The organism is Peribacillus sp. AS_2, assembly GCF_026891895.1.
Taxonomy (GTDB): domain Bacteria; phylum Bacillota; class Bacilli; order Bacillales; family DSM-1321; genus Peribacillus; species Peribacillus frigoritolerans.
This window is the reverse complement of record NZ_JAPTGA010000001.1, coordinates 112,990-138,086: the sequence shown is the minus strand read 5'-3', so window position 1 is coordinate 138,086 and position 25,097 is coordinate 112,990. Positions and strand designations below refer to the sequence as shown.

30 protein-coding genes are annotated in these 25,097 nt (G+C 43.5%); 6 read left to right on the top strand and 24 right to left on the bottom strand.

Annotation, left to right across the window (positions count from 1 at the left end; all coding sequences use genetic code 11):
• Positions 1-59: 59 nt before the first annotated feature.
• Positions 60-1,493 carry a phospholipase D family protein gene (locus OTG27_RS00670; RefSeq protein ID WP_268935963.1) on the top strand — a complete coding sequence of 478 codons (1,434 nt, stop codon included), beginning with the start codon at positions 60-62 and terminating at the stop codon, positions 1,491-1,493.
• Between the two features lie 135 nt (positions 1,494-1,628).
• Positions 1,629-1,976, top strand: a complete 348-nt coding sequence (locus OTG27_RS00665; protein ID WP_053536921.1) for a YflT domain-containing protein — start codon at positions 1,629-1,631, stop codon at positions 1,974-1,976.
• 76 nt (positions 1,977-2,052) lie between these two features.
• On the opposite strand, the gene OTG27_RS00660 is transcribed toward OTG27_RS00665, so the two are convergent.
• Genes OTG27_RS00660 through mobA form a run of 4 tightly spaced genes read right to left on the bottom strand, consistent with a single transcriptional unit; the run spans position 2,053 to position 4,410 of the window.
• The gene (locus tag OTG27_RS00660; protein WP_098185029.1) at positions 2,053-3,072 is read right to left on the bottom strand and encodes a MoeB/ThiF family adenylyltransferase; all 1,020 of its coding nucleotides are present in this window, start codon (positions 3,070-3,072) and stop codon (positions 2,053-2,055) included.
• Positions 3,073-3,096: 24 nt separating this feature from the next.
• The gene (gene moaD / locus OTG27_RS00655) at positions 3,097-3,330 is read right to left on the bottom strand and encodes a molybdopterin converting factor subunit 1 (protein ID WP_034315925.1); all 234 of its coding nucleotides are present in this window, start codon (positions 3,328-3,330) and stop codon (positions 3,097-3,099) included.
• Positions 3,323-3,787 (bottom strand): molybdenum cofactor biosynthesis protein MoaE, encoded by a 465-nt coding sequence (locus tag OTG27_RS00650; RefSeq protein ID WP_268935962.1) that lies wholly within the window; start codon positions 3,785-3,787, stop codon positions 3,323-3,325. The genes moaD and OTG27_RS00650 overlap by 8 nt, the downstream gene beginning before the upstream one ends.
• A 2-nt stretch (positions 3,788-3,789) precedes the next feature.
• Entirely contained in the window at positions 3,790-4,410 is a 621-nt protein-coding gene (mobA, locus tag OTG27_RS00645) for a molybdenum cofactor guanylyltransferase (RefSeq protein ID WP_268935961.1), read from the bottom strand.
• Positions 4,411-4,779: 369 nt separating this feature from the next.
• On the opposite strand from mobA, the gene pdxK reads away from it, so the two are divergent.
• The 3 genes from pdxK to bshB2 all read left to right on the top strand — a co-directional run bounded on the left by pdxK (position 4,780) and on the right by bshB2 (position 6,845).
• Positions 4,780-5,607 (top strand): pyridoxine/pyridoxal/pyridoxamine kinase, encoded by an 828-nt coding sequence (gene pdxK / locus OTG27_RS00640; protein ID WP_170946897.1) that lies wholly within the window; start codon positions 4,780-4,782, stop codon positions 5,605-5,607.
• A gap of 124 nt (positions 5,608-5,731) precedes the next feature.
• Positions 5,732-6,079, top strand: coding sequence for a YojF family protein (locus tag OTG27_RS00635; protein ID WP_034315946.1), 348 nt, complete (start codon positions 5,732-5,734; stop codon positions 6,077-6,079).
• A gap of 100 nt (positions 6,080-6,179) precedes the next feature.
• On the top strand, positions 6,180-6,845 hold the full coding sequence (gene bshB2, locus OTG27_RS00630) for a bacillithiol biosynthesis deacetylase BshB2 (protein WP_034315960.1): 666 nt from the start codon (positions 6,180-6,182) through the stop codon (positions 6,843-6,845).
• 151 nt (positions 6,846-6,996) lie between these two features.
• On the opposite strand, the gene OTG27_RS00625 is transcribed toward bshB2, so the two are convergent.
• Both OTG27_RS00625 and OTG27_RS00620 read right to left on the bottom strand, forming a co-directional pair.
• Positions 6,997-8,202 (bottom strand): MFS transporter, encoded by a 1,206-nt coding sequence (locus OTG27_RS00625; RefSeq protein WP_268935960.1) that lies wholly within the window; start codon positions 8,200-8,202, stop codon positions 6,997-6,999.
• An 18-nt stretch (positions 8,203-8,220) separates the two neighbouring features.
• Positions 8,221-8,640: a MarR family winged helix-turn-helix transcriptional regulator gene (locus OTG27_RS00620; protein ID WP_268935959.1), complete on the bottom strand. Its 420-nt coding sequence runs from the start codon at positions 8,638-8,640 to the stop codon at positions 8,221-8,223.
• 207 nt (positions 8,641-8,847) lie between these two features.
• Between OTG27_RS00620 and OTG27_RS00615 the strand changes: the two genes are divergently transcribed.
• Positions 8,848-9,072: a hypothetical protein gene (locus tag OTG27_RS00615; RefSeq protein ID WP_268935958.1), complete on the top strand. Its 225-nt coding sequence runs from the start codon at positions 8,848-8,850 to the stop codon at positions 9,070-9,072.
• On the opposite strand, the gene OTG27_RS00610 is transcribed toward OTG27_RS00615, so the two are convergent.
• From OTG27_RS00610 to OTG27_RS00525, 18 genes are all read right to left on the bottom strand, one after another.
• Positions 9,058-10,137 carry a PQQ-dependent sugar dehydrogenase gene (locus OTG27_RS00610; protein WP_268936139.1) on the bottom strand — a complete coding sequence of 360 codons (1,080 nt, stop codon included), beginning with the start codon at positions 10,135-10,137 and terminating at the stop codon, positions 9,058-9,060. The two genes, OTG27_RS00615 and OTG27_RS00610, sit on opposite strands and share 15 nt — an antisense overlap.
• A 36-nt stretch (positions 10,138-10,173) precedes the next feature.
• The gene (locus OTG27_RS00605) at positions 10,174-11,040 is read right to left on the bottom strand and encodes a Cof-type HAD-IIB family hydrolase (RefSeq protein WP_268935957.1); all 867 of its coding nucleotides are present in this window, start codon (positions 11,038-11,040) and stop codon (positions 10,174-10,176) included.
• A 166-nt stretch (positions 11,041-11,206) separates the two neighbouring features.
• Positions 11,207-12,325, bottom strand: coding sequence for a PRK06851 family protein (locus tag OTG27_RS00600; RefSeq protein ID WP_268935956.1), 1,119 nt, complete (start codon positions 12,323-12,325; stop codon positions 11,207-11,209).
• An 89-nt stretch (positions 12,326-12,414) separates the two neighbouring features.
• Complete coding sequence (gene ybaK, locus OTG27_RS00595) at positions 12,415-12,891, bottom strand: Cys-tRNA(Pro) deacylase (protein WP_034315977.1); 477 nt, start codon at positions 12,889-12,891, stop codon at positions 12,415-12,417.
• Positions 12,892-13,103: 212 nt separating this feature from the next.
• Positions 13,104-14,648 (bottom strand): gluconokinase, encoded by a 1,545-nt coding sequence (gene gntK / locus OTG27_RS00590; RefSeq protein WP_268935955.1) that lies wholly within the window; start codon positions 14,646-14,648, stop codon positions 13,104-13,106.
• 316 nt (positions 14,649-14,964) lie between these two features.
• The gene (locus OTG27_RS00585) at positions 14,965-15,288 is read right to left on the bottom strand and encodes a GntT/GntP/DsdX family permease (protein ID WP_268935954.1); all 324 of its coding nucleotides are present in this window, start codon (positions 15,286-15,288) and stop codon (positions 14,965-14,967) included.
• Positions 15,289-15,420: 132 nt separating this feature from the next.
• Positions 15,421-16,119 (bottom strand): ATP-binding protein, encoded by a 699-nt coding sequence (locus OTG27_RS00580; RefSeq protein WP_268935953.1) that lies wholly within the window; start codon positions 16,117-16,119, stop codon positions 15,421-15,423.
• A complete protein-coding gene (locus OTG27_RS00575) occupies positions 16,116-16,610 on the bottom strand; it encodes an ECF transporter S component (protein WP_048688544.1) in 495 nt (164 codons plus the stop codon). Before OTG27_RS00575 ends, OTG27_RS00580 begins: the two co-directional genes overlap by 4 nt.
• A 2-nt stretch (positions 16,611-16,612) precedes the next feature.
• Positions 16,613-17,197 (bottom strand): cob(I)yrinic acid a,c-diamide adenosyltransferase, encoded by a 585-nt coding sequence (locus OTG27_RS00570; RefSeq protein WP_048688549.1) that lies wholly within the window; start codon positions 17,195-17,197, stop codon positions 16,613-16,615.
• Positions 17,198-17,211: 14 nt separating this feature from the next.
• Entirely contained in the window at positions 17,212-17,640 is a 429-nt protein-coding gene (locus OTG27_RS00565; RefSeq protein ID WP_268935952.1) for a bifunctional adenosylcobinamide kinase/adenosylcobinamide-phosphate guanylyltransferase, read from the bottom strand.
• Positions 17,592-18,209, bottom strand: a complete 618-nt coding sequence (locus tag OTG27_RS00560; protein WP_268935951.1) for a histidine phosphatase family protein — start codon at positions 18,207-18,209, stop codon at positions 17,592-17,594. The genes OTG27_RS00565 and OTG27_RS00560 overlap by 49 nt, the downstream gene beginning before the upstream one ends.
• A complete protein-coding gene (gene cobS, locus OTG27_RS00555; protein ID WP_098864431.1) occupies positions 18,167-18,958 on the bottom strand; it encodes an adenosylcobinamide-GDP ribazoletransferase in 792 nt (263 codons plus the stop codon). Before cobS ends, OTG27_RS00560 begins: the two co-directional genes overlap by 43 nt.
• A complete protein-coding gene (locus OTG27_RS00550; RefSeq protein WP_057278223.1) occupies positions 18,955-19,530 on the bottom strand; it encodes a bifunctional adenosylcobinamide kinase/adenosylcobinamide-phosphate guanylyltransferase in 576 nt (191 codons plus the stop codon). Before OTG27_RS00550 ends, cobS begins: the two co-directional genes overlap by 4 nt.
• On the bottom strand, positions 19,503-20,576 hold the full coding sequence (gene cobD / locus OTG27_RS00545) for a threonine-phosphate decarboxylase CobD (protein ID WP_268935950.1): 1,074 nt from the start codon (positions 20,574-20,576) through the stop codon (positions 19,503-19,505). The genes OTG27_RS00550 and cobD overlap by 28 nt, the downstream gene beginning before the upstream one ends.
• Positions 20,551-21,516 carry an adenosylcobinamide-phosphate synthase CbiB gene (gene cbiB / locus OTG27_RS00540; RefSeq protein WP_268935949.1) on the bottom strand — a complete coding sequence of 322 codons (966 nt, stop codon included), beginning with the start codon at positions 21,514-21,516 and terminating at the stop codon, positions 20,551-20,553. Before cbiB ends, cobD begins: the two co-directional genes overlap by 26 nt.
• Positions 21,513-22,985 (bottom strand): heme ABC transporter ATP-binding protein, encoded by a 1,473-nt coding sequence (locus tag OTG27_RS00535; RefSeq protein ID WP_268935948.1) that lies wholly within the window; start codon positions 22,983-22,985, stop codon positions 21,513-21,515. The genes cbiB and OTG27_RS00535 overlap by 4 nt, the downstream gene beginning before the upstream one ends.
• Positions 22,986-22,991: 6 nt before the next feature.
• On the bottom strand, positions 22,992-24,047 hold the full coding sequence (locus OTG27_RS00530) for a FecCD family ABC transporter permease (protein ID WP_268935947.1): 1,056 nt from the start codon (positions 24,045-24,047) through the stop codon (positions 22,992-22,994).
• Positions 24,010-24,975, bottom strand: a complete 966-nt coding sequence (locus OTG27_RS00525) for an ABC transporter substrate-binding protein (RefSeq protein WP_098185042.1) — start codon at positions 24,973-24,975, stop codon at positions 24,010-24,012. The genes OTG27_RS00530 and OTG27_RS00525 overlap by 38 nt, the downstream gene beginning before the upstream one ends.
• Between the last annotated feature and the right edge of the window lie 122 nt (positions 24,976-25,097).

The following is a 25,097-nucleotide window of genomic DNA, read 5'->3' as shown; positions in this document are numbered from 1 at the left end:
CCCCAAAAAGGGGAAAATAGAAAGCTAGCAAGCAATTTAACCATGTTGGAGGCTTTCCTATGAAAAAGTGGTACAAAAGAAAACGATTTTATCTGCTTGTCAGCATTTTGGTCATCATTGCAATCGTCATTGCCTATAACAGCTACAAGCCACTTCCCGATGGCATTTCTTATGAAGGGAAGGTTCATCATGTCGAGGATATCGATTTCATCTATAATCTTTCCTATCACGACGAACAAGGGAATCTGCAACATGAGCAGCGAATTTTCCAAACCATAAATCAAGCCATAGAAGAGGCTGATTCTTATATCGTAATCGATATGTTTTTGTTTAATGCTTTTTATGATGAAAAGATAAACTTCCCGAAGTTAACCGAGACGCTGAAGGATAATCTGGTTGAACAGAAGAAAAAGAAACCTGGCCTCCAGATTATATTCATTACTGATGAAGTGAATACTTCCTATAATGCCTACCAGTTAGAGGCATTGGAAACGATGAAGAAAAATGGAATTGATGTCATTGTTACCAACTTAGACCGCCTCCGGGATCCGAATCCTCTCTATTCAGGTGTATATCGGACCTTTTTCCAATGGTTCGGTGAAAGCGGGAAAGGCTGGATTGTCAATCCAATGGCTAAAAGCGCACCAAAGGTCACCTTGCGTTCTTATCTTAGACTGATGAATATCAAAGCCAATCACAGAAAAGTGGTCGCGACTGAAAAAACGGCCATCATCTCATCTGCCAATCCTCATGACGCAAGTGGCTTCCACTCCAATATTGCCTTCCAGATGGACGGGAATATCATCGGCGATTTCGTTAAAGCCGAAGAAGCCGCTTCGAAATTCTCGGGAGGACCAAAGTCATTTCCTGAGTTCAAGGAGAAATCAGCTGATAAAGGGCCGATATCAGTACAACTGCTAACGGAAGGAAAAATCAATAAACATGTCCTAAAGGCAATTAAGGATGCCGAAAATGGTGACAAGATCCATCTTGCCATGTTCTACATTGCCGATCGCGAGGTTGTCGAGGCATTAACGGATGCAGCTAAACGGGGTGTGAAGATTGAAATGATATTGGATCCGAATCAAAACGCATTCGGAAGTGAAAAAATCGGGCTGCCCAATCTTCCGGTTGCCGCCGAATTCGAAAAACTTGGGGATGAAAACATCTCGATCCGCTGGTATAAAACAGATAAAGAACAGTTCCATACAAAATTGATGATGATCCAAAAGGCTGATGAAACGGTCATTCTTGGAGGATCGGCTAATTATACTTCACGAAATCTAGATGACTATAACCTAGAAGCGAATGTTGAAATCCATGCTCCAAATGATGCGGACGTTTCCAAGGATGTCGACAGCTATTTCCATAGACTCTGGACAAATCAAAACGGAACATACACGGTGGATTACAGTGAATACCAAAAGAAACTGCCTGTCTTCAAATACTTGACCTATCGCATACAGAAGGTATTCCGCTTCACCACTTACTAAATGTTCTTTGAGATAAATGTTTAACAGGGTCCAAATGAGGTTATATACTACTATAGCCAATCAGCAACTGTAATAAGCAAGATTCCATTTACCTATTTTCAAGAAAACCTTAATGAAATTCAAGGAGGAGTTTATATGTATCAAGTACATGTAGTAGAAAACGGTTTACAAGCAAAGGAAAAAATCGATGAATTAGTTACATCAGGTTATACGAAAGACGATGTATATTTGTTTGCCCATGATAAAACCCGTTCTAAACACCTTACCGAGAATACAAATACAGAAGGTGTAGGCATGAAGGAACAAGGTTTCCTTGATACCGTCGGAAATCTCTTTAAATCTCGCGGAGATGAACTTCGTAATCGAATGAGCAACCTTGGCCTTAGCGATATGGAGGCTGAGCGTTACGAGGAAGTTCTTGACGAAGGAAAAGTAGTCATCGTTGCTTCCAAACAAGATAACAAAGACGGGGTCACACACTAAAACCCGTACCATTACCCTATATGGATTCATAAAAAAACGAGGCCCCAAAACCTGGGGCCTCGTTTTTTTATGAGCATTATCCCAGGATGCTTTGGTACGCGGCCTTTGCATGGACCATATCCTTCGTACCGTGAATCAACGCCCTGCCATCCTTGAAAATGACGATACGTTCCCCAGCTTTTTCACAGGAGAGAAGAAACGGATTGAATTTCACCAAATAACCGCTGCCGTCCAGATCTTTGGCTAATTTTTCGAGTTGCAGTTCCAGAGGTTTTGGCGGTCTTACCTGTACAGTGTCCCTCCCGCAAAGAACAGCCGTTTTCGTTGCATTTTCCATTGTTAAAAAGGGGTATGTCCTCTGCTCTCCGCATGAGAGACAATCTTTCTTTCTCGCTTTTGTCAATTTAACGGTTTGGTATTGATTTCTCCACAGATCAAAAGAAACTAGAGCAGGCCGTACCGATTCCCAATCTTCAACAAGGATTTTCAAAGCCTCGGCAGTTTGGTGTGCCACTACCATCGTAACAGCTGGTGATATGATCCCTCCTGTGTCACAGGTCATTCCTTGAATCGGGATCGCTTTAAGCAAACAGTGCAAACATGGAGTCTGCCCGGGAAGGATCGTCAAAGTCATGCCCACGCTCCCCACACATGCCCCATAAATCCACGGTATATGAAGCTTTTGTGATAAATCATTAATAATCATCCGTGTCTCAAAGTTGTCGGTTGCATCCAATATCAAATCAACATCACCAAGCAGCTGTTCGAGATTCTGGGCAGTTGCATCCATGATGATGGCATTCACTTCAACTTCATGGTTGATATCCAATAAATGACGCTTTGCCGCCTCTGCTTTTGGCAGTTTCTCCGCGACATCCCGTTCCGTATACATTTGTTGGCGCTGTAAATTACTGGTCTCGACATAATCCCTGTCGACAATGGTAAGCTTCCCTACTCCTGCACGAGTAAGGGCCTCGGCATTAGCTGATCCCAAAGCCCCTGCACCAAGAAGCAAGACATGCTTCTTCATAATTTTCAATTGGCCCCCTTCACCAACTGGGGCGAATAAAGTTTGCCTTGAATATCGCTCTTTCACCGTGAGCCCTCCCTTCCGGACGCTTCACCCTCCACTTACTGGCGGAATGAAAGCAACTGTATCTCCATCAGATAAAATCGTGTCATCATCAGCAAATTCCTCATTGACCGCTGTCATCACGGTTTCAAGACCTTCCAATTGAAAATCCACTTTCATCTTTCCTTTTAGCTGGGCAACACTCATTCCATTTCCTTCTATTGAAACAGTCTCTTTGCCTAGCTCATCTTTCAATTGGGCAAATAAAAGTACATTAATCATCAATATCCCCCTCTTCCGGTTTCCCTGATGGATATGGAACGGTTTCCAACTGGTTTCCTACCCAGGTTTCCCCATCTTCCCAATGTTCTTTTTTCCAAATCGGGACGATTTCTTTTATTCTTTCGATCGCATACCTATTGGCCTCATATGCATCTTTTCGGTGTGGCGTACTAACGGCAATAACCACTGCGATATCCGTGATTTCTAGTTTACCTACACGATGGGTGATCGCCGTTTCTGCATCAGGCCAACGCTCCTTGATCTCAGATCCGATTTGCTCCAATTTCTTGATGGCCATCGGTACATACGCTTCGTAAATTAAGAAGAGGGTCTTTTTTCCTTTCGTCATTTCCCTCACTGTACCAATAAAAGTCGTGACGGCACCCGCATTTCGACTGACTACTTTATCAATCACTTCCTGGATGACAATCGGCTCTTTTGAAATATTATAATTCATGTCTACCATCCTTTATATAATTCAGTTTGATCAATATAATCTGCCTCTTGATAATCTTCCCTCGTATTCATATTGAAAAAAAGGTAGTGAAATTGTTCAGGATTCTCGCGATATAATGTAAAGTCGGTTTCTTTCATGATTTTCACCGAGATCTTTTCCAAGAATAGACTCATTTTTAGTTCATGTTTTAATAAACACTCCGTCAGTACAGGAAGACACCTTTTATGGTAAACAGCAAAAAGCGGCTGGAGCCTGCCATTTATTTCTGGAATGACAGCATCGAATCCAGGTTCATAATGGGTAATGATATCCTTTATGGCATCTGCACTCACAAACGGCATATCGCACGCTGCAAGGAACTGAAGCTCCGTTTTTGATGAGGTCAGCCCTGCATGCAATCCGCCAAGAGGTCCTTGATCTTTATGTAAATCCGGAATGAGCGGAAGTTGCAGAAAATGATATTCTTCAAATGTATTCGTAATGACCATAATGTTTTCTGACACCTTTTTCAATTCAGATGCCACTCTTGAAATGTTCACAATGCCGCCTACGGTCAAAAGTGCCTTATTCACTCCCATACGGCTTGATTTCCCGCCAGCTAAAAGCAACATGGTCCATTCCATAGAAATCAACCTCCCTTTTTGGGTTTAATCCAGCATCGAACGGAAAAGCTATACTAAATGTGTCTCCACTATATTTAAATATTTTAAATCAAATTTGAAAATAATGACACTTTCACAACCTTTGCTTTGTCCATCAAAAGATGGAGGCAGGGTCCAAAGCTAAAAGTGCATGCTGACATCCATCCAATTTCTTTAATTACAGGTTCGAAAAATGACTTATACGAGGCGATTGCCCTTCCTTCGCCAAGACACTCATAGTAAGCTGAAAACTAAGTTTTACATAAAAGAAATTTTGGTATATTCTAAAAATAGGATATTAACTGGTATGCTGATAATATCGATATCTAATTCTCCTGAGGAGGTCACATAATGACTATGAAAAGAGCTATGACGGTTGCCGGATCTGATTCGAGCGGCGGCGCAGGTCTTCAAGCAGATTTAAAGACATTCCAAGAATTCGGCGTTTACGGTATGTCCGCTTTAACGACAATCGTGACGATGGATCCGAAGAATGGCTGGGCCCATAATGTATTCCCTACACCGGTCGAAGTTTTGGAAGCCCAAATCGAAACGATTCTATCAATAGGCATTGATGCCATGAAGACAGGAATGCTTGGATCAGTGGAAATCATTGAACTTGTTGCCCGTAAAATAGATGAGTTGAAGCTGGACAAAGTCGTAATCGATCCAGTTATGGTATGTAAAGGTGAAGATGAAGTATTGCACCCTGAAACGGCTGTAGCACTGCGCGAACTGCTTGTTCCACGTGCAACTGTAGTCACACCTAACCTGTTCGAGGCCGCTCAGTTAGCGGGAACTGCTCCTATCAAGACGATTGATGATATGAGGGCTGCAGCTGAAAAGATTCATGCACTTGGTGCAAAATATGTCTTGATCAAAGGCGGTAATAAGCTTGATCATGATAAAGCCATCGACCTTTTATATGATGGACAAGAATTTGAAATCCTTGAATCGGAAAAAATCGAAACGACCAATACACATGGTGCCGGCTGTTCATCTTCTGCCGCCATTGCAGCTCAATTGGCTGAAGGGAAAAGCCCGCGTGAAGCTATCCTCGTTTCCAAAGACTTCATCACCGAAGCGGTTCGCCATTCTTGGAAAATGAATGACTATGTCGGACCCGTCAATCATGGCGCATACCATAAATATGGGGTTGCGGAAAAAACACAAAAATAAAACATCAAGTTTAATGGCCGCTCAAATTCATCGAGCGGCCTTTTTCGCTTTTTTTGTTTTTATCTAGTAAAATAGAAAGAAGGAAAAGCTTATCTAGCCGCCCAGTTAAGGAGGAAATTATCGAATGAAACCTATAGACCGTACAGAGGTGCAAAATGCCATTGATTCTTTCGCCGGACAAGATGTATATCTTCACCTTGAAACGACAAATGGCGCCTATGCCACTCATGTAGATGAAGCTTTCTTCTCGGCAGGTGCTTATATTCGTAACGCTTTTATTCAGTATGAACATGGCAAGATAGTTGGGGATGGACCTTATCGCATCGGCTTGAAGCTCAATATTGGCTGGGTATATGCAGAAGGCGTTAACCACTTCGAAATGGATGAACAGGGGAGATTGCTATTGGCAGGCCTTGATTTTTCCGGAAAGCTTGCTGTCTCCATGCAGCTCAGTCCCACTCCCTTTGAATGATGACAACTTGCTTGATATATATCATATGATGATTCCGATGAAAACTCCCATTCACCGATAAACATACTTACTGTAAGTAGTACGGAAGGAGAAATATACCTTGGAAAAAGAACGCCATGTATTAGTTATATTCCCACATCCCGATGATGAAGCCTTCTCGGTCTCCGGAACGCTTGCCCTTCATAGAGAAGCGGGCACTCCTGTCACCTATTTATGCTTAACTTTAGGAGAAATGGGACGTAATTTAGGAAACCCTCCATTCGCAACAAGGGAATCGCTTCCTAAAATTCGTAAAAAGGAATTAATCGATGCAGCAAATGCGATAGGCATCCAAGATTTACGCATGCTTGGATTGCGTGATAAGACGATTGAATTCGAAGATGATGAAAAGCTGACTTCATTATTCACCGATGCCATCAATGAATTGAATCCTTCATTGATCATTACGTTTTACCCAGGATACAGTGTCCATCCGGACCATGAAGCGACAGCACGGGCTGTAGTTCGGGCCGTGGAAAGAATGGAAGAGAAAGAGAGACCTAAACTTCATTGTGTCGCCTTCTCGAATAACTGCATTGACGAACTGGGACAGCCCGACATCGTCCATGATATCACTGCCGTCGAAGAAAAAAAGGTAGCCACATTCACTGCCCACCGTTCGCAAACGGAAGCAATGGTGATCGATTGGAAAGAGAAATTCGAAAATCAGGATGCAGATTTCCTAGACTGGATCCGCAAAGAAAGATTATGGACCTATAAATTTTAAGAAAACCGCCAATAAGGCGGTTTTCTTTGTTTATGGCATAAAAAAAACGCCTGTTGGATTACAGGCGGAGAAAAGGGGGATACTTTGGAAAATCAATCATAATATAAGCATCCCCAAAACACTTCTTTTTATACAATCCTATTGAAAAAATTTAGGCAGACAAGCGTTCCTCATGCTGCATTTTCACTCTTGCCGAGGCTTTTTTCCCATGTGCCAAGTAATAAATGCCAATAAGTACGAATGCAAAAACCGACATTCCCATGAATAACCCTTTGAACCCTGTAAATGGAATAAGGAATCCCAATAGGAATGGACCAACACCAATACCGAAGTCATACATCGTAAAAAATGTGGATGTGGCTAATCCCATCCGATTTGATGGGGCTTCCTTGATGGAAATCGCTTGACAGCTTGATTGGAATGTACCGTACCCCACTCCGATCAAGGCGCCGGCAATCAGAAGCGTGATACCATGATGGGATTGGCTGAGGATGACCATACCGACGGCAAATAGTAAGAGCGATGGGTAAATAACTGCATTTTCCCCCTTCACATCAAACATCCGTCCTGTAAACGGACGGGACGCCAAAAGGAAAACAGCAAAAACGACAAAGAAGAAGCTCGCCGCATCCATTAAATCCATTTCCTTTGCAAAAGACGTTAAATAGGACAAGATGCTCGAATAGGTAAATCCGGCAAACCCGATAAAAATGGAAATGGGCAGTGCCCTTTTTTCAAAGTAATCGCTGATTTTAAATCCTTTTTGTGGCGAAGCTCCGCCCTTATCCCCCTCAGGCACATTCATGAATAATGATGCAACTAAAGAAAATGCGGCAAATAAGGAGGCTGCATAGAAAATGATGGAATAACTGAAATGCTGTGTTATCAGCAATCCAATGAACGGACCGAATGCCATTGCCAAGTTGGTACTCATGGCAAAGTAACCCGTACCTTCCCCGCGTCTTTCATTCGGAATGATATCCGCAGCAATCGTTCCAGTTGCCGTAGTGGCAAGGCCAAAAGCAAAACCTTGAATAAACCGATCGATCAATAAGAGGGATAAACTATTCACCAGGAAATAGCCGATGGATGCGATCAGAAATAGAACCAACGAGCCAAGCAACATCTTTCTGCGGCCGATCTTGTCAATTTTTTTCCCTGCAATCGGTCTGACAAGCACAGCCCCCAGAACAAAAATACTTGAGGCAAGCCCTGCTTGTGCTTGCGACGCATTAAAATTATCCATCGTATAAATGGTCAATGTCACCATCAGGACATAAAAAGTTAAAAATAGAAAAAAGTTCACAGACGAAACAATCAGAAAGTCTTTCGTCCACAATTTCGGTTTGTGATTCATTTCAATCCTTCTTCCTTACTATTGTTTTAATTTTTCCTTCAGGAAAATCAACGTACGTAACGTTGCCTCCCGGTCTTCTTCAGCCAAACCGCTCATTAATTGAAATTCAAATTCCTCAACTACCTTTTTGGCCTCTTGATAAGTCCTTAAACCTGACTCCGTTAACTGTATTCTCCGTTCCCGTTTATCTTTTCCTGGAACTTGTTCAATCAACTCAAGCTCTTCCAGCCGGTTTACCGTCCTGGTTACCGTCGGTTTCTCCACATCTAAATAAGTGCTTATTTCAACAAGCGTAGAACAGCCGAACCGACTCAGATAATATACAATTGACCATTGGGAATGATAAAGATCAACCTTGGCCAATTGTTCATTTAACTTTTTCGTAAATGACCTTGAAAATTGTAAGTTATGATGAAAAAAACCATTTTGAAAGGACAAAGGTAATTCCTCCTGTAAAGTAGTTACCTAGGTAACTATACACCTATTCAATAAAAATGTCTAGCCCTCAGGAAGAACGAAAACAATCGTAGAGACACAGTATCCTCAGCTTCTACACCACTTCCGAGACAAAAAATACCTTTTTCAGGGGATTCGCGCTTTTACTCGTGAGTTTCACACCTTTACTCGTGAGTTTGGGCGTTACTCGTGAATTTTGCGCTTTTACTCGTGAGTTTGGGCGTTATTCGTCAATTTCGCACCTTTACTCGTGAGTTTCACGCTTTTACTCGTGAGTTTGGCACTTTTACTCGTGAATTTCATGCTTTTACTCGTGAGTTTGGTGCCATACACAAAAAGGAAACCCCGCTATTGGCGAGGTTTCCCAAATATATGCTTCTTTTCTGCTCATTGATCACATCAAGGCATATTTAACCGAGATAGCGGCAAACGATATAGCTTATCATCCTTTTCATCAGGATTTCCTCGGCCGTCCGTATTGTTGCTTATGAAATATATGAATTCTTCATCAACGAATACATCACGTATCCTTCCTGAGCCCGTTATGATATTGGTCAGTTTTCCGCTCTTTACATCGTAACTCTTTAGCGCTTCGCCCCTTAAGGCTGCAAAATAAAGCTTTCCGTCAAAATAGGCCATGCCTGAAGGAGCCCATGTATTTTCACCGGAATGAATCAAAGGTTTTACCATATCCGGTTTCTGCTCATCGCCCTGTATCTCTGGCCAGCCATAGTTCTTACCGGGGTCAATTTTATTTAATTCATCGTGGGCCGAATCTCCGTGCTCACTTTCATACAACTGTCCTGCTTCATCCCAAGCCAGACCTTGTGGATTGCGGTGACCGTATGAATAGACATATGAATTCCCGAAAGGATTATCTTTAGGAATGGTGCCATCCAGGTTCAAGCGCAGAATTTTCCCGCCTAAAGATTCTATGTCCTGTGCAATTTCAGACTTTCTTGCATCACCTGTTGTTGCATATAGCTTATCATCCGGTCCAATCTTGATCCTGCCGCCATGGTGGAAGTCCCCGCTTGGTATTCCGTCGATTAAGGTCTCCATCTCCTGCCATATATCATCATTTTTTTCTAAAGTGATGATGCGATTGATGGAATCCCCGCCCTCTTCATATGTATAATAGGCGAAAGCTTGCCCGCTCTTAGAGAAATCGGGAGCTAGTAAAAATCCAAGCAATCCAGCTTCCGCTTTCGCCGACAATGTCTTTTTAAGATTGACCTTTTGCCGTGTCATCTTATCCTTGTCCCATTCGACGATTGTTCCAGTCCGCTCTGACACATACATTATATCCCCATTCTTCTGAATCGACCACGGGGCCTGCAGGTTCGTTACCAACACATCCGGACCTTCCCCTAAAGTGCCTGTCACTTCCTTGTCAGGATTCGGCTGGTTTTTGCTTTCGTCATCATTCATGTTGCAACCAGTTAAAAACAATGTCGCCATAAGGAAAAATAAGAGCATCTTTTTCAATGTTCTTTCCCCCTTTGATTCATGAGTTTAATAGGCTGACTGTTTAAGTACCTTTAAAATTGCCTCCGCGACGCCTGATTCATCATTCTTGCCTGTTACTGCATCACACAGTTCTTTAATTTCGAGCGGGGCATTTCCCATTGCGAAAGACAAACCTACCCGTTCAAACATGGATACATCATTATAATTATCCCCAATAGCCATGGTTTCCTGCATCGAGCCGGATTTTCCATTCACATATGCTTCAAGTGCCGTACCTTTTTGAGCCGTTTCACTCATGATTTCTACATTTTCACGTCCTGATGAAGTGACTGTAACTCCCTGTCCTTCCAATTTCGAAGCAATTTGATTTAATAAAGTTAAATCCTTTGAGAAGCTGAGAATTTTATAATATTCCTCATTCGAACGGCTGAATAACTCGGAATAATCGGAAATGGAAGTTACCTGTCCCAGCTGTAAACGCTGCTCTGCAAATTTTCGCATACCCTCAGGGTCAATGTCGGGATTGGCTGTAACGAATACATCAACCAAAACAGATATTGCGTTTTCATAGTCTTTGGAATAAATCCCCTGACTCGTATATATTTCGAAATAAATCCCTTGTTCTTCGAGGAATCCAGCGACCATTTTAGCAGTGGCTGCTGACATTGGATTGGAAGCGGCAATCTCCCCTTCCTCCGTGAAGAGGGCCGCACCATTTACACAGATGACAGGGCAAACGATGCCTGCTTCATCTAAAGCGAACCTTGCTTCTACATAAGATCTTCCAGTAGCAATGATCACTTCCACTCCCTCGCTTTGCGCCCTCAGGATTGCTTGTTTATTTTCCTCACTGACCTTTTGCATTTTGTTTAGCAATGTTCCGTCCATATCAATCGCAATCGTCTTTATCAATTCAATCGGCCCCTTTTTTCAATATAATCCCTATTTTAACCGAAAGGGCGTGGATAAACACGTTTAACAAACCCGTATATATTCTTGATGTGGCTTCAGGGGTTAAAAAATCCTTTTATGTATATAAATAAACTGCGCCTATTTAAGGTAGGCGCAGTTTATTTTCTTAATGTAGAATCGTTTTTCTATCGGCATCTTGTGCCCGTTCAGTAATTTGTTCATTGATGTCTTTTTGAATATCATCGATGGCTGTAAAATCCATTGCTTTTACATAAATCTTTTCGAGTTCGTCATGCAGCTCTTTTGCCTTAGCCAGATTTGCTGTCGCTTCATTCATTTTCGTCCGATACCTGGTGGAAACATCCTTTAATTGATCGGCATATATTTCATCTGTTCCTGGCAAAATGGCCGTTTTATATATATCAATGATTTCGTCCCCTCCACAACTCGGGAAATACTCATGAGGCGATGTGCTGTCAAAGATGGCGATTCCCACCTCCCGGACGATTACCATGTCCAAGCTATGCGGATCGAAACCACAATGATATATTTCCACATCAAAGCCCCTTTGCTCCGCAGCCTTTGCAATCTTCTTCAGCATCGTTGATTTCCCTGAACCTGGACGCCCCTTTAAAAAGTACCGTTTTTGTATTCCCTCAGTAATATTGGGTATGAAATCAACTGCACCCGTTGGTGTAGCTGCACCTAAGAATCGGTGACGAACATCCGACTTCTTATTAAGGACGATATCTCTATAAAAGCTTTCAATCAATTTATTGGTCAACCCATTCAATTTTGCGAAATCAATATTTGACTTGTAAATGTCTTCCCATTCATCATGTATCTTTAATGCTTCAGCGAATAGGGTATATGCTTTTTCGAAACTCTTGCTTCTCGCATTCGTCAACTTTATGATGGCCGCTCTTTCAGAAGCCAGCTGCTGGGAATCCCAGGCAGCCCCAAGATTCACATATTCCTCAATCGCCCCTGGTGCCTTCGGCTCAATCACATGCGGCGCAGTCCCATCCACGATACCGATTTTCAAAGCCGGTATGATTACTCCATCAATGGAATCGTTATCGGACGAACAATGCAAATACTCGATGTCATAGTCTTTATCCAGCCATTGTTGGCCGATTTTTTTCATAATGGTCGATTTACCGGAACCAGGTCCGCCTTTTAATATGAATAATCTTTCCAGACCTTTTAAATTTGAATCATATAAACTATAAAAACCTTTAGCCGTATTGCCTCCAGCAAAATAATTCATCACTTTTCCTGTCACTTTCACACTCTCCCTCACAATAAAGATGTGATCTTCAAGACAGCGTATGAAAAAAGTGCCTAATAGGTGAATACCTAAAGATAAACAATTTATTTTATTAGGGCGGCAGATTCCGCTTGTGTGACTTCCAGGAATTCTGACGGTTTTAAAACGATCTGTGTACCGATTTTCCCTCCACTTACGATGATTTCAGTCAGGTTTGCTGCACTTTCATCGATAAAGGTGGGGTATTGTTTTTTCATTCCGATCGGGGAACAGCCTCCCCGAATGTACCCTGTGTATTTTTGCAGATCTTTAACCGCAAGCATTTCAATTTTTTTTGCACCTGCAGCCTTCGCTGCTTTTTTCAAGTCTAGTTCGGTGGCTACAGGAATGACAAATACGTAAAGCTGCTGGGGTCCGTTATGGGTGACAAGCGTTTTAAAAACGGTTTCTGGCGCTTTTCCAATCTTGTCCGCAACAGTGATCCCATCAATCTTTCCATCACGGGCATCATAACTCATCATGCCATACTCTATACGTTTGTTATCAAGAATTCGCATTGCATTCGTTTTACTGGCTCCCATAAGAAATTCCCCTTATCGTTTTATTCCATCTTACCATTTTAATTACCAGGCAAAAAGAAAAGCACAGTGCTTATGCATTTGTGCTTTTAGACTATAGACAAATTCGAGGAAAAGCCTGTTTTCCTCAGTTTTTTTAAAAAAAGTTCCAGTCGTGTTCTGAAGTCCGCTCTCTTTTCGACAAATTGAAGCACAGTGCTCATTCATCCTAAGAGTCATTCTAAATGGCGTCTTTGGAAATCCGCTATCCTCTTGTAGTCGCCTTCCAATTGCCTGCTTACGGATAAATAAATTGACATCAATTCTTCATATACTTTGACGTTCTCTTCGATCGGGACAAGTTCATTCGTTTCACCAACCATACCCTCAACCTCATCAAGGCTTTCGATTTCGCCTAAAGCATATAATCCAAGAACGGCGGCACCTAAGCTCGAACTCTCAAAGCTTTCTGGAATTGTCACGTTTTGATTGAATATATCAGCCATGATTTGGCGCCAGAGCTTCGAACGAACAAATCCGCCGCTTGCATGAATCTTCTCGGGAGCACCAGTCAATTCTTTTACGGCTATAAGGACACTGTACAAGTTGTACATTACACCCTCCAGTACTGCCCGGACCATATGGTCACGAGTGTGATGAAGCGCCAGTCCAAAGAAAGAGCCCCTTGCATCGGCACTCCATAATGGTGCCCGTTCCCCTGCCATATACGGATGGAATATCAACCCATCAGAACCAGGTGCAATATTAGAAGCCATATCCGTCAGAATCTCATAGGAGTCCTGTCCCGAAGCCTTTGCTTTTTCGATTTCCACACGGCCCAATTGATCACGTGCCCATCGGAAGGTGATTCCCCCATTGTTGACCGGTCCGCCGATTACCCAATGATTCTCAGTAAGGGCATAGCAGAATGTCCGGCCTTTGGGATCGGTAAGCGGCCTGTCACTGACGGTTCTTACCGCACCGCTCGTTCCGATTGTCACTGCCAGAACGCCTGGCTTGATTGCGTTTTGACCTAAGTTGGCAAGCACGCCATCACTCGCTCCAATCACAAACGGTGTACCAGCATGAATGTTCATTTTTGCAGCTAATTCCTCACTTAAGCCTGAGAGGATATGCGTTGTAGGGACAAGCATCGGCAGCTTATCAGCCCCAATTCCAGCAATGGTAAGTGCCTCTTCATCCCAATTCAGGTCATTCATGTTGAACATGCCCGTTGCAGAAGCGAGCGAATAATCCATCACATACTCATTGAAGAATTTGTAGATGATGTATTCTTTTATTCCTATAAACTTGTCCGTTTCGTTAAAAATTCCGGGGTGCTCATTTTTTAACCACATTACTTTCGTGATTGGGGACATCGGGTGAACAGGCGTTCCGGTCCTGTGATACAATCGCATCCCCTGTTCCGAAGCCTTCAGTTTCCTCGCATAGGCAACACTTCGATTATCCGCCCATGTAATGCTATTCGTCAGCGGGTTGCCGTCCTTACCCATGGCGATCAAGCTATGCATCGCCGAACTGAACGATATCAATCCCAGTTCTTGCTTTTCTATTCCACTTGCAATCATGACCTCGCCTATAGCAATGATGACCGCTTTATAAATTTCTTTGGGATCTTGTTCCGCTACAGAAGGAGTTGGACTGTGCAGAGGATATCCCCTTGAACAAGATTGGACAACTTCCCCCCCTTTTGAAAAAAGAACAACTTTCGTACTCGTCGTGCCAATATCGATCCCCATCATATAACCTGAATGCTTCATATATACATCATGCTCCTTTCTCTTAAACAATTGAATTCAATAGTAAGATTAGGATAAATGAAACGACTGATATAGTCATTTCCATAACCGTTCAAATCTTTATCGTATGTGCGACTGCTGACCATCCAAAATCTGCTCCATTCACATGTGATGGAGTATTGGACCGGCAATTTACTATAACACCAGGACAGCAGATTTTATCATGGCTGTAACGAGTCAGCCCAACAAATCAAGGGATGTCGCTAGACTGACTTGCAATGGCTTCATTCACCAGCTCTTGCCATACATTTTTAAATGCACCGCCCGCTCCAATAATCTAGATGATGGAGGCAGCGGACATGAATTGGTTTTGCTCCCCTTTATTAAAACCTCTTGTGCAACCTAATGTAAAGAGTGAAACCATGAGGCGCAATGATTGGTTTTCCAATGAAATCAACCCATCATTCCATGTTGAATCTTCACCAAAGCTCCGATCAACATTACCAAGAGTAATACCTACCCCTGTCTGAACAGCATCTGCAACATCCCGAATATCCATACCTGTGATGATTCCTAAAGTGACGGAAGCGAGCAGTAACGCAATAATGGGTTTCTTTTTACTTTGGCATGATAAAACCGGGCAACAAGCCCACCTATCCAAATAAACCAAACATCTTATTCAAGCATTCACTCTAAATAGGAAAGGAATCCATCAAGGTAAGATCTCAATGAAAAAAGCATCGAACCCGTTCATTATGAACTAAACTCGATGCCTGATTCAGTCTTGGATCGATCAACCGCCAATAAAAAGAGGACCGGATCTTTGCTTGATTTCTTCCTCCAGTTGTTCAGGATAGGCAATGAGGAAGCAGGTGGATGGTCCTGATGATTTTTCAATATCGACTTTATTGCTTATATGCATAGAAACACCTTCACCACTTTGATCCAGGTGCCCCCATTCATAGGCTATCCCTTTTGAGCCGACTGGAAGTGCCTGAACACCTACCATTTCACATAAGCTTTTATATAAAGATAATGGTGCGACCCATTCTTGCTGTTCCATAACTTCCTCTCCAACGAGCGGCCTGCCGACCAGAGCAATTTTCCGTAAGGGCTGTTGCTTTTTAACACGTTCATTCACTCGTTTACCAATCACCATAAGACCAAGTGCTGACTGAAGAAGCGGCATGTTACTTTCTGTGCTGCCAGTGATGGGAAGATCCTCCATTCCCAATTCATTCAGCCCCTTCCTCACACCCCTGGTCAGATCCTCCCAGGCTTCATCACCGCAGAAATTATTTAGTACGACGGATACGGGTCTTCCGCCAACGCCCAGGCATTCCATGACGGCAACCCGAAAGGAATAATATCCAGCAACCTCATAAGGGACATGGACAAGATCTTTTTCCTTCAGCCCGATCCCGCCGCTATTGTCACTTGAGACGATCAAGGAATCTGATTCGGAAAATGGCAAAATCAATGAATCACTCATTCAGCTAATCCATCTTTAAAAATGATTTTTTTCAAAACAGGTTCCAAGCGCGGCAATAAAAGGACCGCCAATACTACATTTACCGCCGTCGCCACCGTTAAGCCCGGAACCAATAACGTGTAAAAGCCAGGGCTGATCAGAAATGCGAAAGGCAGGGCCAAAACGAAGGCATTACTGATAAAGAAGAGAAAAAATGCGCCTACTTTTTTCCCGTTTATATATAAAATGCTAAACATCCATGTCAGGACAGCCATTTCGACCATGATCAAAAAATGGAATGGCCCAAGTGTCATGCCGCCGATGAACGCTGAAATGATATGACCAAGCCCAGCAACTATAGCCCCCGATACCGGTCCAAGTATGACAGCCGCCAAAAGGGCCGGAAAACTATCCAAAGCGATGCTTCCGATCGGTGAAGGGATTTTAATCATTGCCCCTACCGCCGATAAGGCGATAAATATAGCAATTGCACTAATTTTTCTTACATCCATGTTTACTCTTTTTCCTTTCTTTTCCCTCCCCGGAACACATTTGCGCTGCGGATATATTCCACATCTTTTACACCAAGACGGAAATTGATCACACGTGCAACAGCAAAGAAGTAATCCGACAAACGATTTAAATATTGAAGTGATAATGGAGAAACGGCCGCACCCGACTTGATCAATGAAACGACCAGCCGTTCTGCTCTTCTTGTCACGGTTCGGGCAATGTGAATCGTTGCAGCCGCTTTTGAACCGCCAGGCAGGATAAACTTTTCCAGTTCCGGTGCTTCAAGTATGAAGGCATCTATCCGTTCTTCCAAATAGGTAATGGTCTCATCCGTCAGCTTTTGCGGGGCTTTCTCAGAAACAGTTGCCAAATCTCCGCCGCAGTCAAATAACTCATGCTGGATTTTCTCTAGATCGGCCAGTACATCCGTAAATATCGCAGGATCCAATTCTGTCACCGCAAGACCGATATAGCTATTCACTTCATCCACCGTTCCATAAGATTCAACACGAATGTCATCCTTGTCAAGCCGACCTCCGATTACGCTGGTTTGTCCCTTATCCCCTGTACGTGTATAGATTTTCATCCCAATTACCTCCTCTACTTTATTCGCTGGTTAATTCCATACCAAATGATATCAACGCGCTTTGATATGGATGCTACATCTTGATAGACCCATCCGCAGGCATCACGCCATCTGCGGTCTCTTGCTTCCATCGGGACTATTCCCTTGGAAATATCAGAACCTATCACAATGCAGCGGTGTTCATCCCTTTCATTCTCCCATATTCGCCAATCAGCCATGATTTCCTTCCATTTTTTTCGAATCGAATTTGAATCCATCTTTTCTGCATCGTGTTGAATCCATGCATCCAATCCTTGCAATATAACAGTCTTGCCTTGAAAATCAATCATTTCCGGCTGTTCTTGTCGATAGCCGGATAGCCAAAGGACATCATTTTCCAAACCATACAATTGCCTTACCCATTTAGTTTTCCCATTATAGGCGCCTCCTGTAACAAAGTGCAACGTTCTCCCCTCCTTAAGCTGTTCCGGTCTTCCCATATGAGCTCATATCCCCTGCCATGGGAAATTCCCCAATCAAAAAAAGACTTTTCCTGCGGGGCATAACGGACCAATAAATCACGAATTACCCCTCCATGCGTCAATAGGGCAAATCGATTCTCCTTACAGGCAATCAATTCGTTCCAGCCCTTATTAACACGCTCGGAAAATGCCGGATAACTTTCACCCCCGGGCACCAGTGCCTCCATGGGACGTTCCAGCCAATTAAGATACTCTCCATCTGTCTTCAACTCTTGATACGTCTTTCCTTCCCAATTGCCGAAGTTCATCTCACGGAAAGAAGGGCTTTTGAGCGGAACTGCATCTGGAAACAGAAGTCGTGCAGTTTCCACACAGCGTGGCAAATCACTGCTGTGAATTTTTTCATACTGTGGGTAAGAACCCCTTAAGTCCAGTATTTCCTTTTCTCCTTCGGTGCTTAATGGAGAATCCGTCCACCCTAAATAGGCCCTTCGCTCATTCGCTACTGTCAGCCCATGGCGAAGTAGTGTAATAGCCACAATATCAGCCATAACCAAAGCTCAACCCCTTCCACGGATGCCCCCAGCACATCCCCCGTTATCCCACCGAACCAACTGAGGATTTTACGTTTCATATATACCAGGAAAATCACGGCAGCCAGACACATGATGAAAAATAAGGGGACAAGCTTAAAATCAATGATCCAGGCAATCGCCAGACTTACAAGGAGGTACAGCCAATAAATGGGCAAACTGCTTTTCGTACCTGCACTTTGAAAAAAAGCACCTAGCCCCTCTTTTTTAGCGAGCGGCATCCGGATGAGTAAATAACCCATCACACATTTGCTTAAGAGCGGAAGGGCAATGATCAAGAAGTATGTCCATTCATTTACCCTTTCGACAATTTCATAGATAAATAGAAACCGTGCGGCCAATAGGACTATGACGGAGATGACACCGAAGGCACCTGTCCTGGAATCCTTCATGATTTCCAATCGCCGCTCTTTATCCTGATAGGAAAAAAAAGCATCACTTGCATCGATCCAGCCATCGAGATGCAAGCCTCCCGTTAATGCCATGGTCAAAAACCAAAGGAAAAAGGCAATCGAAAGCGATGACAATGGGGTCCATTCCACAAGTGCATACAAAACGCCGCCCAATATCAAGCCTAGCAAAAGACCTACTAATGGAAAGGTTTGAATGGCACGGTGAATATATTTCTTCTCCATCGGAAGCTGCTTCTTTATTGGAAAGACCGTAAAGAACTGCAGGTTAATTAAAAATCCAATCACTCCGCTCATTCCTGCATGCCCCCTTTCTTCCGCAATGGAATTCCCGCTTCCACTAGATAGGCTTCATCGGCCAGCCCGACGATCGTTTGATGAAGCAATCCCAGTGTTTTTCCGTATATATGAAGGAAATCATCCTGGAAAATCGGTTCCTGCACCAATTCATTGCTCACGACAATTAAACAATTGGATTGTTTTTTTATCTCATTGATTCCGGTTATTATTTTTGAAAAAACGCTATTTAAGAATTCTTCTTCAAGCGGAAGGCCAGGGCCAAATAGTTCGTTATCAAGCAGGGTTGTCAGACAATCGAGCAGAATTATGGAATCCTGATCAATATCCGCCCCTATTCTTGTAATATCCGTTGCGTATTCGGAGGTCTTCCACGCAATCGGGCTGCTTTCCCTATCTTTCCGGTGCCTAAGGATGCGTTCACCCATCTCAGCGTCACTGACTCGGCCACAGGCGAGGTAATGCAAGTTCCCATCCATCTGGAGTGCATACTCCAGGGCTTTTCTTTCCGCGAAGCTGCTTTTTCCAGAACGGACACCCCCGGTTATAAAACAGAGCCTTGCTTTCTCCACTGTCTTACCCCCTCCATCAGTGCTTCGTTATCATGTTCACTCTTCACTGCAAACCGAAGCCACCTTCCATCCAAACCCGGAAAATTATAGGTATGGCGCGGTACGATTCCTTTTTTCAGCAAAAAGGGGAAAAGGGATAAAGATTCATCTTTCACCAAATAAAAATTAACTGTGCTATCGGAGACATCCAACCCCTGCTCCTCATAAAACCGGAATAGTTTTTGCTTTTGCCATGCAATAAAGTCTCTTGTTTTTCTCATATAGGCTTCTTCTGCAAGACAGATTTTCCCTACTTCAAGTGCCACATGGTTGACGCTCCAATGCGGTTTATAATTTCTTACCCGTTTTATGATGTCAGGTGACGCAAGCAAATAGCCTAGTCTCAAACCGGGGATCGCAAAGATTTTAGTCATTGATCTTAGTATGAGTAAATGTGGAAATGCATTGATTAAAGAAGCATAACTAAAGGCATCCTCCGTGAAATCATAAAAAGCCTCATCCAGGACAACCAGGCAATCCGCTTTTTGGCATTCAATGATCAATTCCCTAACTGTATCCCGCTTAAATGAAACTCCCGTCGGATTATTAGGCGTACATAAGAAAATGGCATCATATTCGGGTAATCGCGGAATCAATCGTTCCAGGTCCAATTGCCACCTAGGAGCATCAAGCTGGTGAAAATCGACCTTACATCCTGCTGCCAAACAAGCTTCAGCATATTCCGCAAATGCCGGCTGTATGATCAGCACCCTTTGATTGGCTAATCCGTTCGCTACCAGCATGATGATTTCAGCACCACCGTTCCCCATCAAAACGGATTGCTCAGGAAGTGCTTCTTTTTTTGCAATGGATTTTGTCAATTCAATGGCATGCGGATCTGGATATTGAAGGATTCCTTCGAAAAACCCAGACCACTGTTGCTTTATGCGTAAAGGCGGACCCAATGGGTTGATGTTAGCACTGAAGTCGAGAACCGATTCAGGCATTTCGATTTTCAGCGCTTCATAAAGATAATGAGGATTAGAGCCATGAGAAGGTAATGTCAAGAATAAGTCCCCCTAGCCATAGCATCAGCAGAAATAGAAAAGATGACCGATGCATGATGGTAATCGTTTGTGGTATATGTTTTGCTTCCAATCGAACAAGCGGAACTCCCATCCTCGCGCGGTCGGAAACAATTCCTTTGTACGTGTTCCGGCCACCAAGCTGTATTCCCAAAATAGCAGCAACGCCTGCTTCACACCACCCGCTATTCGGGCTTGGATGTTTTTTTGCGTCATTGAATAATATCTTCCATCTGGTGCCGAATCCATGATAGCCGGATTTCGAGCTCAGCAACATCAGGAATCCGGTGAAGCGGCTGGGAATCCAGTTGACGATATCATCGAGCTTTGCTGAAGCCCATCCGAATTGCCCATATTTATCATTCTTGTACCCTACCATGGAATCGCAGGTATTAATCGCCCTGTACACCATCGCGAGCGGCGCACCGCCGATAGCTGCCCAAAATAATGGCGCTGTAATCCCATCACTGGTATTTTCCGCTACGGTTTCCACCGTGCCCCTGACGATTTCTGGCTCATCAAGATCAGCCGTATCACGGCCGACGATATAGGAAAGCTTTACCCTCGCTTCAGGGAAATCCCGTTCATTAAGCGGAAGGCAAACATCCATCCCGGCTTGCTTCAAGCCCTTCTGAGCTATCGTTGTGGAAATGACAACAGCTTCCCAAAGGATACCTGCAAGCGGATGGATTAGATAAGCCAAATAAACGGAAAGAAGTGTAATCAATAACACCGCCGATAGGACGATGATCAACATGAAGAGCCCTTTCCGTTTCTTATATGCCCCTTTATTGAATGCCAGATCCAACTTGCTAATCATCGTTCCTATCCATTTGACTGGATGCGGCCAACTTGGCGGATCTCCAATTAATAAATCAAGGAAGAACGCCAGCGTAACCGCAAAAAGATGATGATAAATCATAATTCCTCAATCCGTTTCCGATTATTCGTCAATGCTTCCACTGTACAATCATATACACCGCGACTGATCAGCTTCCCTAACGGAGTGATGGTACCTGCATATTGAAGCTTTGCCCCTCTTTGAGTTGCCGCAATCAAAATGCTGTCTGTCGATGTTCCTGTTGCACAAGTATTTGTCACCTTATCCATGACATGCAAATCATGAAGCGCTTTTACTTTTGCCTCGGTCGCAGTCACTATACTGTGGATATATGCCTCTTCTGCCAAATGCCCATTTACGAATATCCATGTATTTATCGTTCCTGGAGCGGAACTCCAAGAATGCCGGTCAGCTAATGAAGCGTCGATGGCATTCCCTACACCGGCCGTCACAATGATAAAAACCGAGAAATCTTCAGCTCTTAATAGCTTGAAAGCGACCGTATCGAGAAAGACAGCTGTCATCATCCCTACCGTTTCCTGAGGCTCAAAACCATGAGCTGTTAAATAGTCGGCCATTTCAACATGATGATCCTCGCAATCATAACCATGATGGACGTGCCTATTCACAAAATACTTATGCCAGCCTGTCCCAGAACCAGTCACTCCAGAAGACATCGTTCTAAGCGGGATCGGAGACTTCAATTGAATCATCTCAAATCCGACTGTCAAATGAGAATCATCAATTTCCAGCGGGATAGTTTCCTGGCCATGCTTTTCCGGAACGATGAACATTTGCGGTTTCGGAAGGGCGGGATGCGGATGTTTTTCGATCGTCGTATGATATACACCCTGAATCCGTTCCTGTTGAAGCACTTCATTCGGCACATCAACAACCTGAATCTGCCCTTTCTCAAGCAGCATAAGCCGATCACAATATAATCCAGCCAAATTCAAATCATGAAAAATTGAAATAACGGTCAACTTCTGCTCTTTTGCCATTTTCCTCATTAGATCAAGAAGATCTTTTTGATAGGAAAGATCCAAATGGTTCGTAGGCTCATCCAAAAAAAGGATTTCCGGCTCTTGGGCAAGGGCCTGTGCCAGCAGGACCCTCTGTCTTTCCCCACCTGATAATCGGTCAAAATGAAGATCCTGAAAATCAGCTACTCCCGTTTGTTCCATCACCCGCTGGACAATCGATTCATCTTCTGCGGACCAACTATGGAACCAACCTGATTGATGGGCATATCGCCCAAGCGAGACCGTCTCTTTTACTGTATAGGAGAAAGCTAATGAGGAATGTTGAGGGAGCACGGCAATGACCTGTGCAAGTTGTTTTGACGAATAATCCTTCAAATCCCTGCCGCTTATCCGTACGCTTCCGCCTTTATAATCGAGCACCCCGCTAAGCATACTTAAAAGCGTCGTTTTCCCGCTGCCATTAGGACCAAGAATCCCGAATAATTCCCCTTTATGTACATCAAAAGAGACAGAGTCCAAAACAGCTTTGTTGTGATATCCACCTGTTAACCCTTTTACTTCAAGCATCCGTTTTTACCCTTCTCTCCGTCTCTTTAATAAAATCAGCGCAAATGCAGGTGCCCCGATAAGTGAGGTGATCACCCCGATCGGCAGTTCCGATGGGGCAATGATCGTTCGTGCTACAAAATCGGCCAATATCAAGAATCCGCCTCCTATCAACAATGACAACGGAAGCAAATGTTTATGGTCAGGTCCCCAAATCTTTCGGACAAAATGAGGAATGACCAATCCTACAAAACCAATCGCCCCTGAAACGGCAACGGCTGCCCCTGTCAATGTCGAACCGGCTATCAAGATCCACATTTTCCGCCGCTTGACGTTCACACCTAAGTGTTTTGCCCGGTCTTCCCCGAAAGTCATCGCATTCAATTCTTTTGTATTCATGATCAAGGTCAACGAGCCAATGATAAAAAACGGCAAAATGATTATGATATAATTCCAGCCGCGCATTGAGACGCTTCCCATCAGCCAGCCGATGATTTGTCTTAATTCATCACCCGTCAGCGCAATCATCAATGAAATGAAGGCACTTAAAAACGAGCTGAAAATGATTCCCGTTAAAATGATCGTTTCCACTTTCATCGACCGATCCATTCTTTTTGCAAAAGTCAGTACGCAGAGCATCGTGAGCACTGAACATAAGATGCTCAATGCCGGAAGAGTATATAAACCGATGAATGGCAGTGATATATTCAAAAATATCGTCAATACGGCGCCGACCGATGCTCCTGATGAAATACCTAATGTATAAGGATCAGCGAGCGGATTCCGGAGCAGTCCTTGAAAAGCCGCACCCGCGATCGCAAGTGATGCCCCAACCAAACCAGCGAGCAGCACCCGCGGCAAGCGGATGTTCATCACGATATTCGTAAGCATCACATCCGGATCGGCAGAAATCGGCAAGTGGAAAATCTCCTTGCCGATTATTTGTATAAGTACGGGAATCGGAACTGGCACCGAACCAAAGGAAATGCCTATCGTCATTGCGAATAACAAAATCAACAACGCAATCAAATAAGCAAACGCCCATTTAGTTGTCAAATTGGTTCGGATAGACTGCTTTGGCAAGTTCCTCTACTCCTTCTATTAAGCGTGGACCGGAACGGGTCACCAAGTCAGAATGGACATCAAAGACTTGGCCATTCTTAACAGCATTTACGTCTTGCCATCCTTTTCGGGCCTTCACTTCACTTACTGCATCTTTCGTATAATAACCATAAGTTGTAATGATGACATCAGGATTTGCAGCAATCATCGACTCTTCATCAATTTTTGCCCAACCGTCCAATTCAGCAGCCGCATTATCCGCTGAAATAATCTGGAGCATCTCATTCATGAACGTATTTTTTCCAGGTGTGTATATTTCCGGTGAAGGCGAAACTTCCACTAAAACGGTCTTCCTATCCTCTTTCTTTACGGATTTGGCTTTTTCCTGGATATCCTTGAGCTTCGTTTTCATATCCGCAACGATTTCGTTTGCCTTATCATGTTCTCCCGTTGCCTTTCCAATCATTTCAATAGATTCATAGACTTGGTCAAAGCTTTGTGCATCATTGACTACGAGCACATCTATTCCAGCATCCTTAAGCTGCTGTAAACCCTCATTTGAATTATGGGCACTTGATGCATGCGCAAGAACAAGGTCAGGCTTCATGGAGACAATCAGCTCCGTATTCATTTCCATTCCGCCAACTTTTTCAATTTCTTTCGTCTCTTCCGGGTAATTATCATTGTCGGAAACACCAACGACCTTTTTACCCAAACCAAGTGCAAAGACCACTTCCGTATTACTTGGTATCAACGAAACGATTTTCTTCGGTTCTTTTTCTATCGTAACTTTTTCCCCACTTGCATCTTTAATCGTAATCGGGAAAGCTTCGTGTTGAGCATGGTTCGTTTGCTCTTTTTCTTTTCCTTCATCAGCAGCACCACCGCAGCCTACCATCATGCCTGCAGTAAGCAACATTAACAGTATCAGACCAAAAATCTTCTTCATTTTCATTCCCCACAATCTTTTTATTTAATTTCTTCATACCTAACAGAGAAAACCAATACTGGAAGATACCCCCCAAAACAAAAAGCATCTCCCGTTAAACGGAAGATGCTTGCATGGCAACA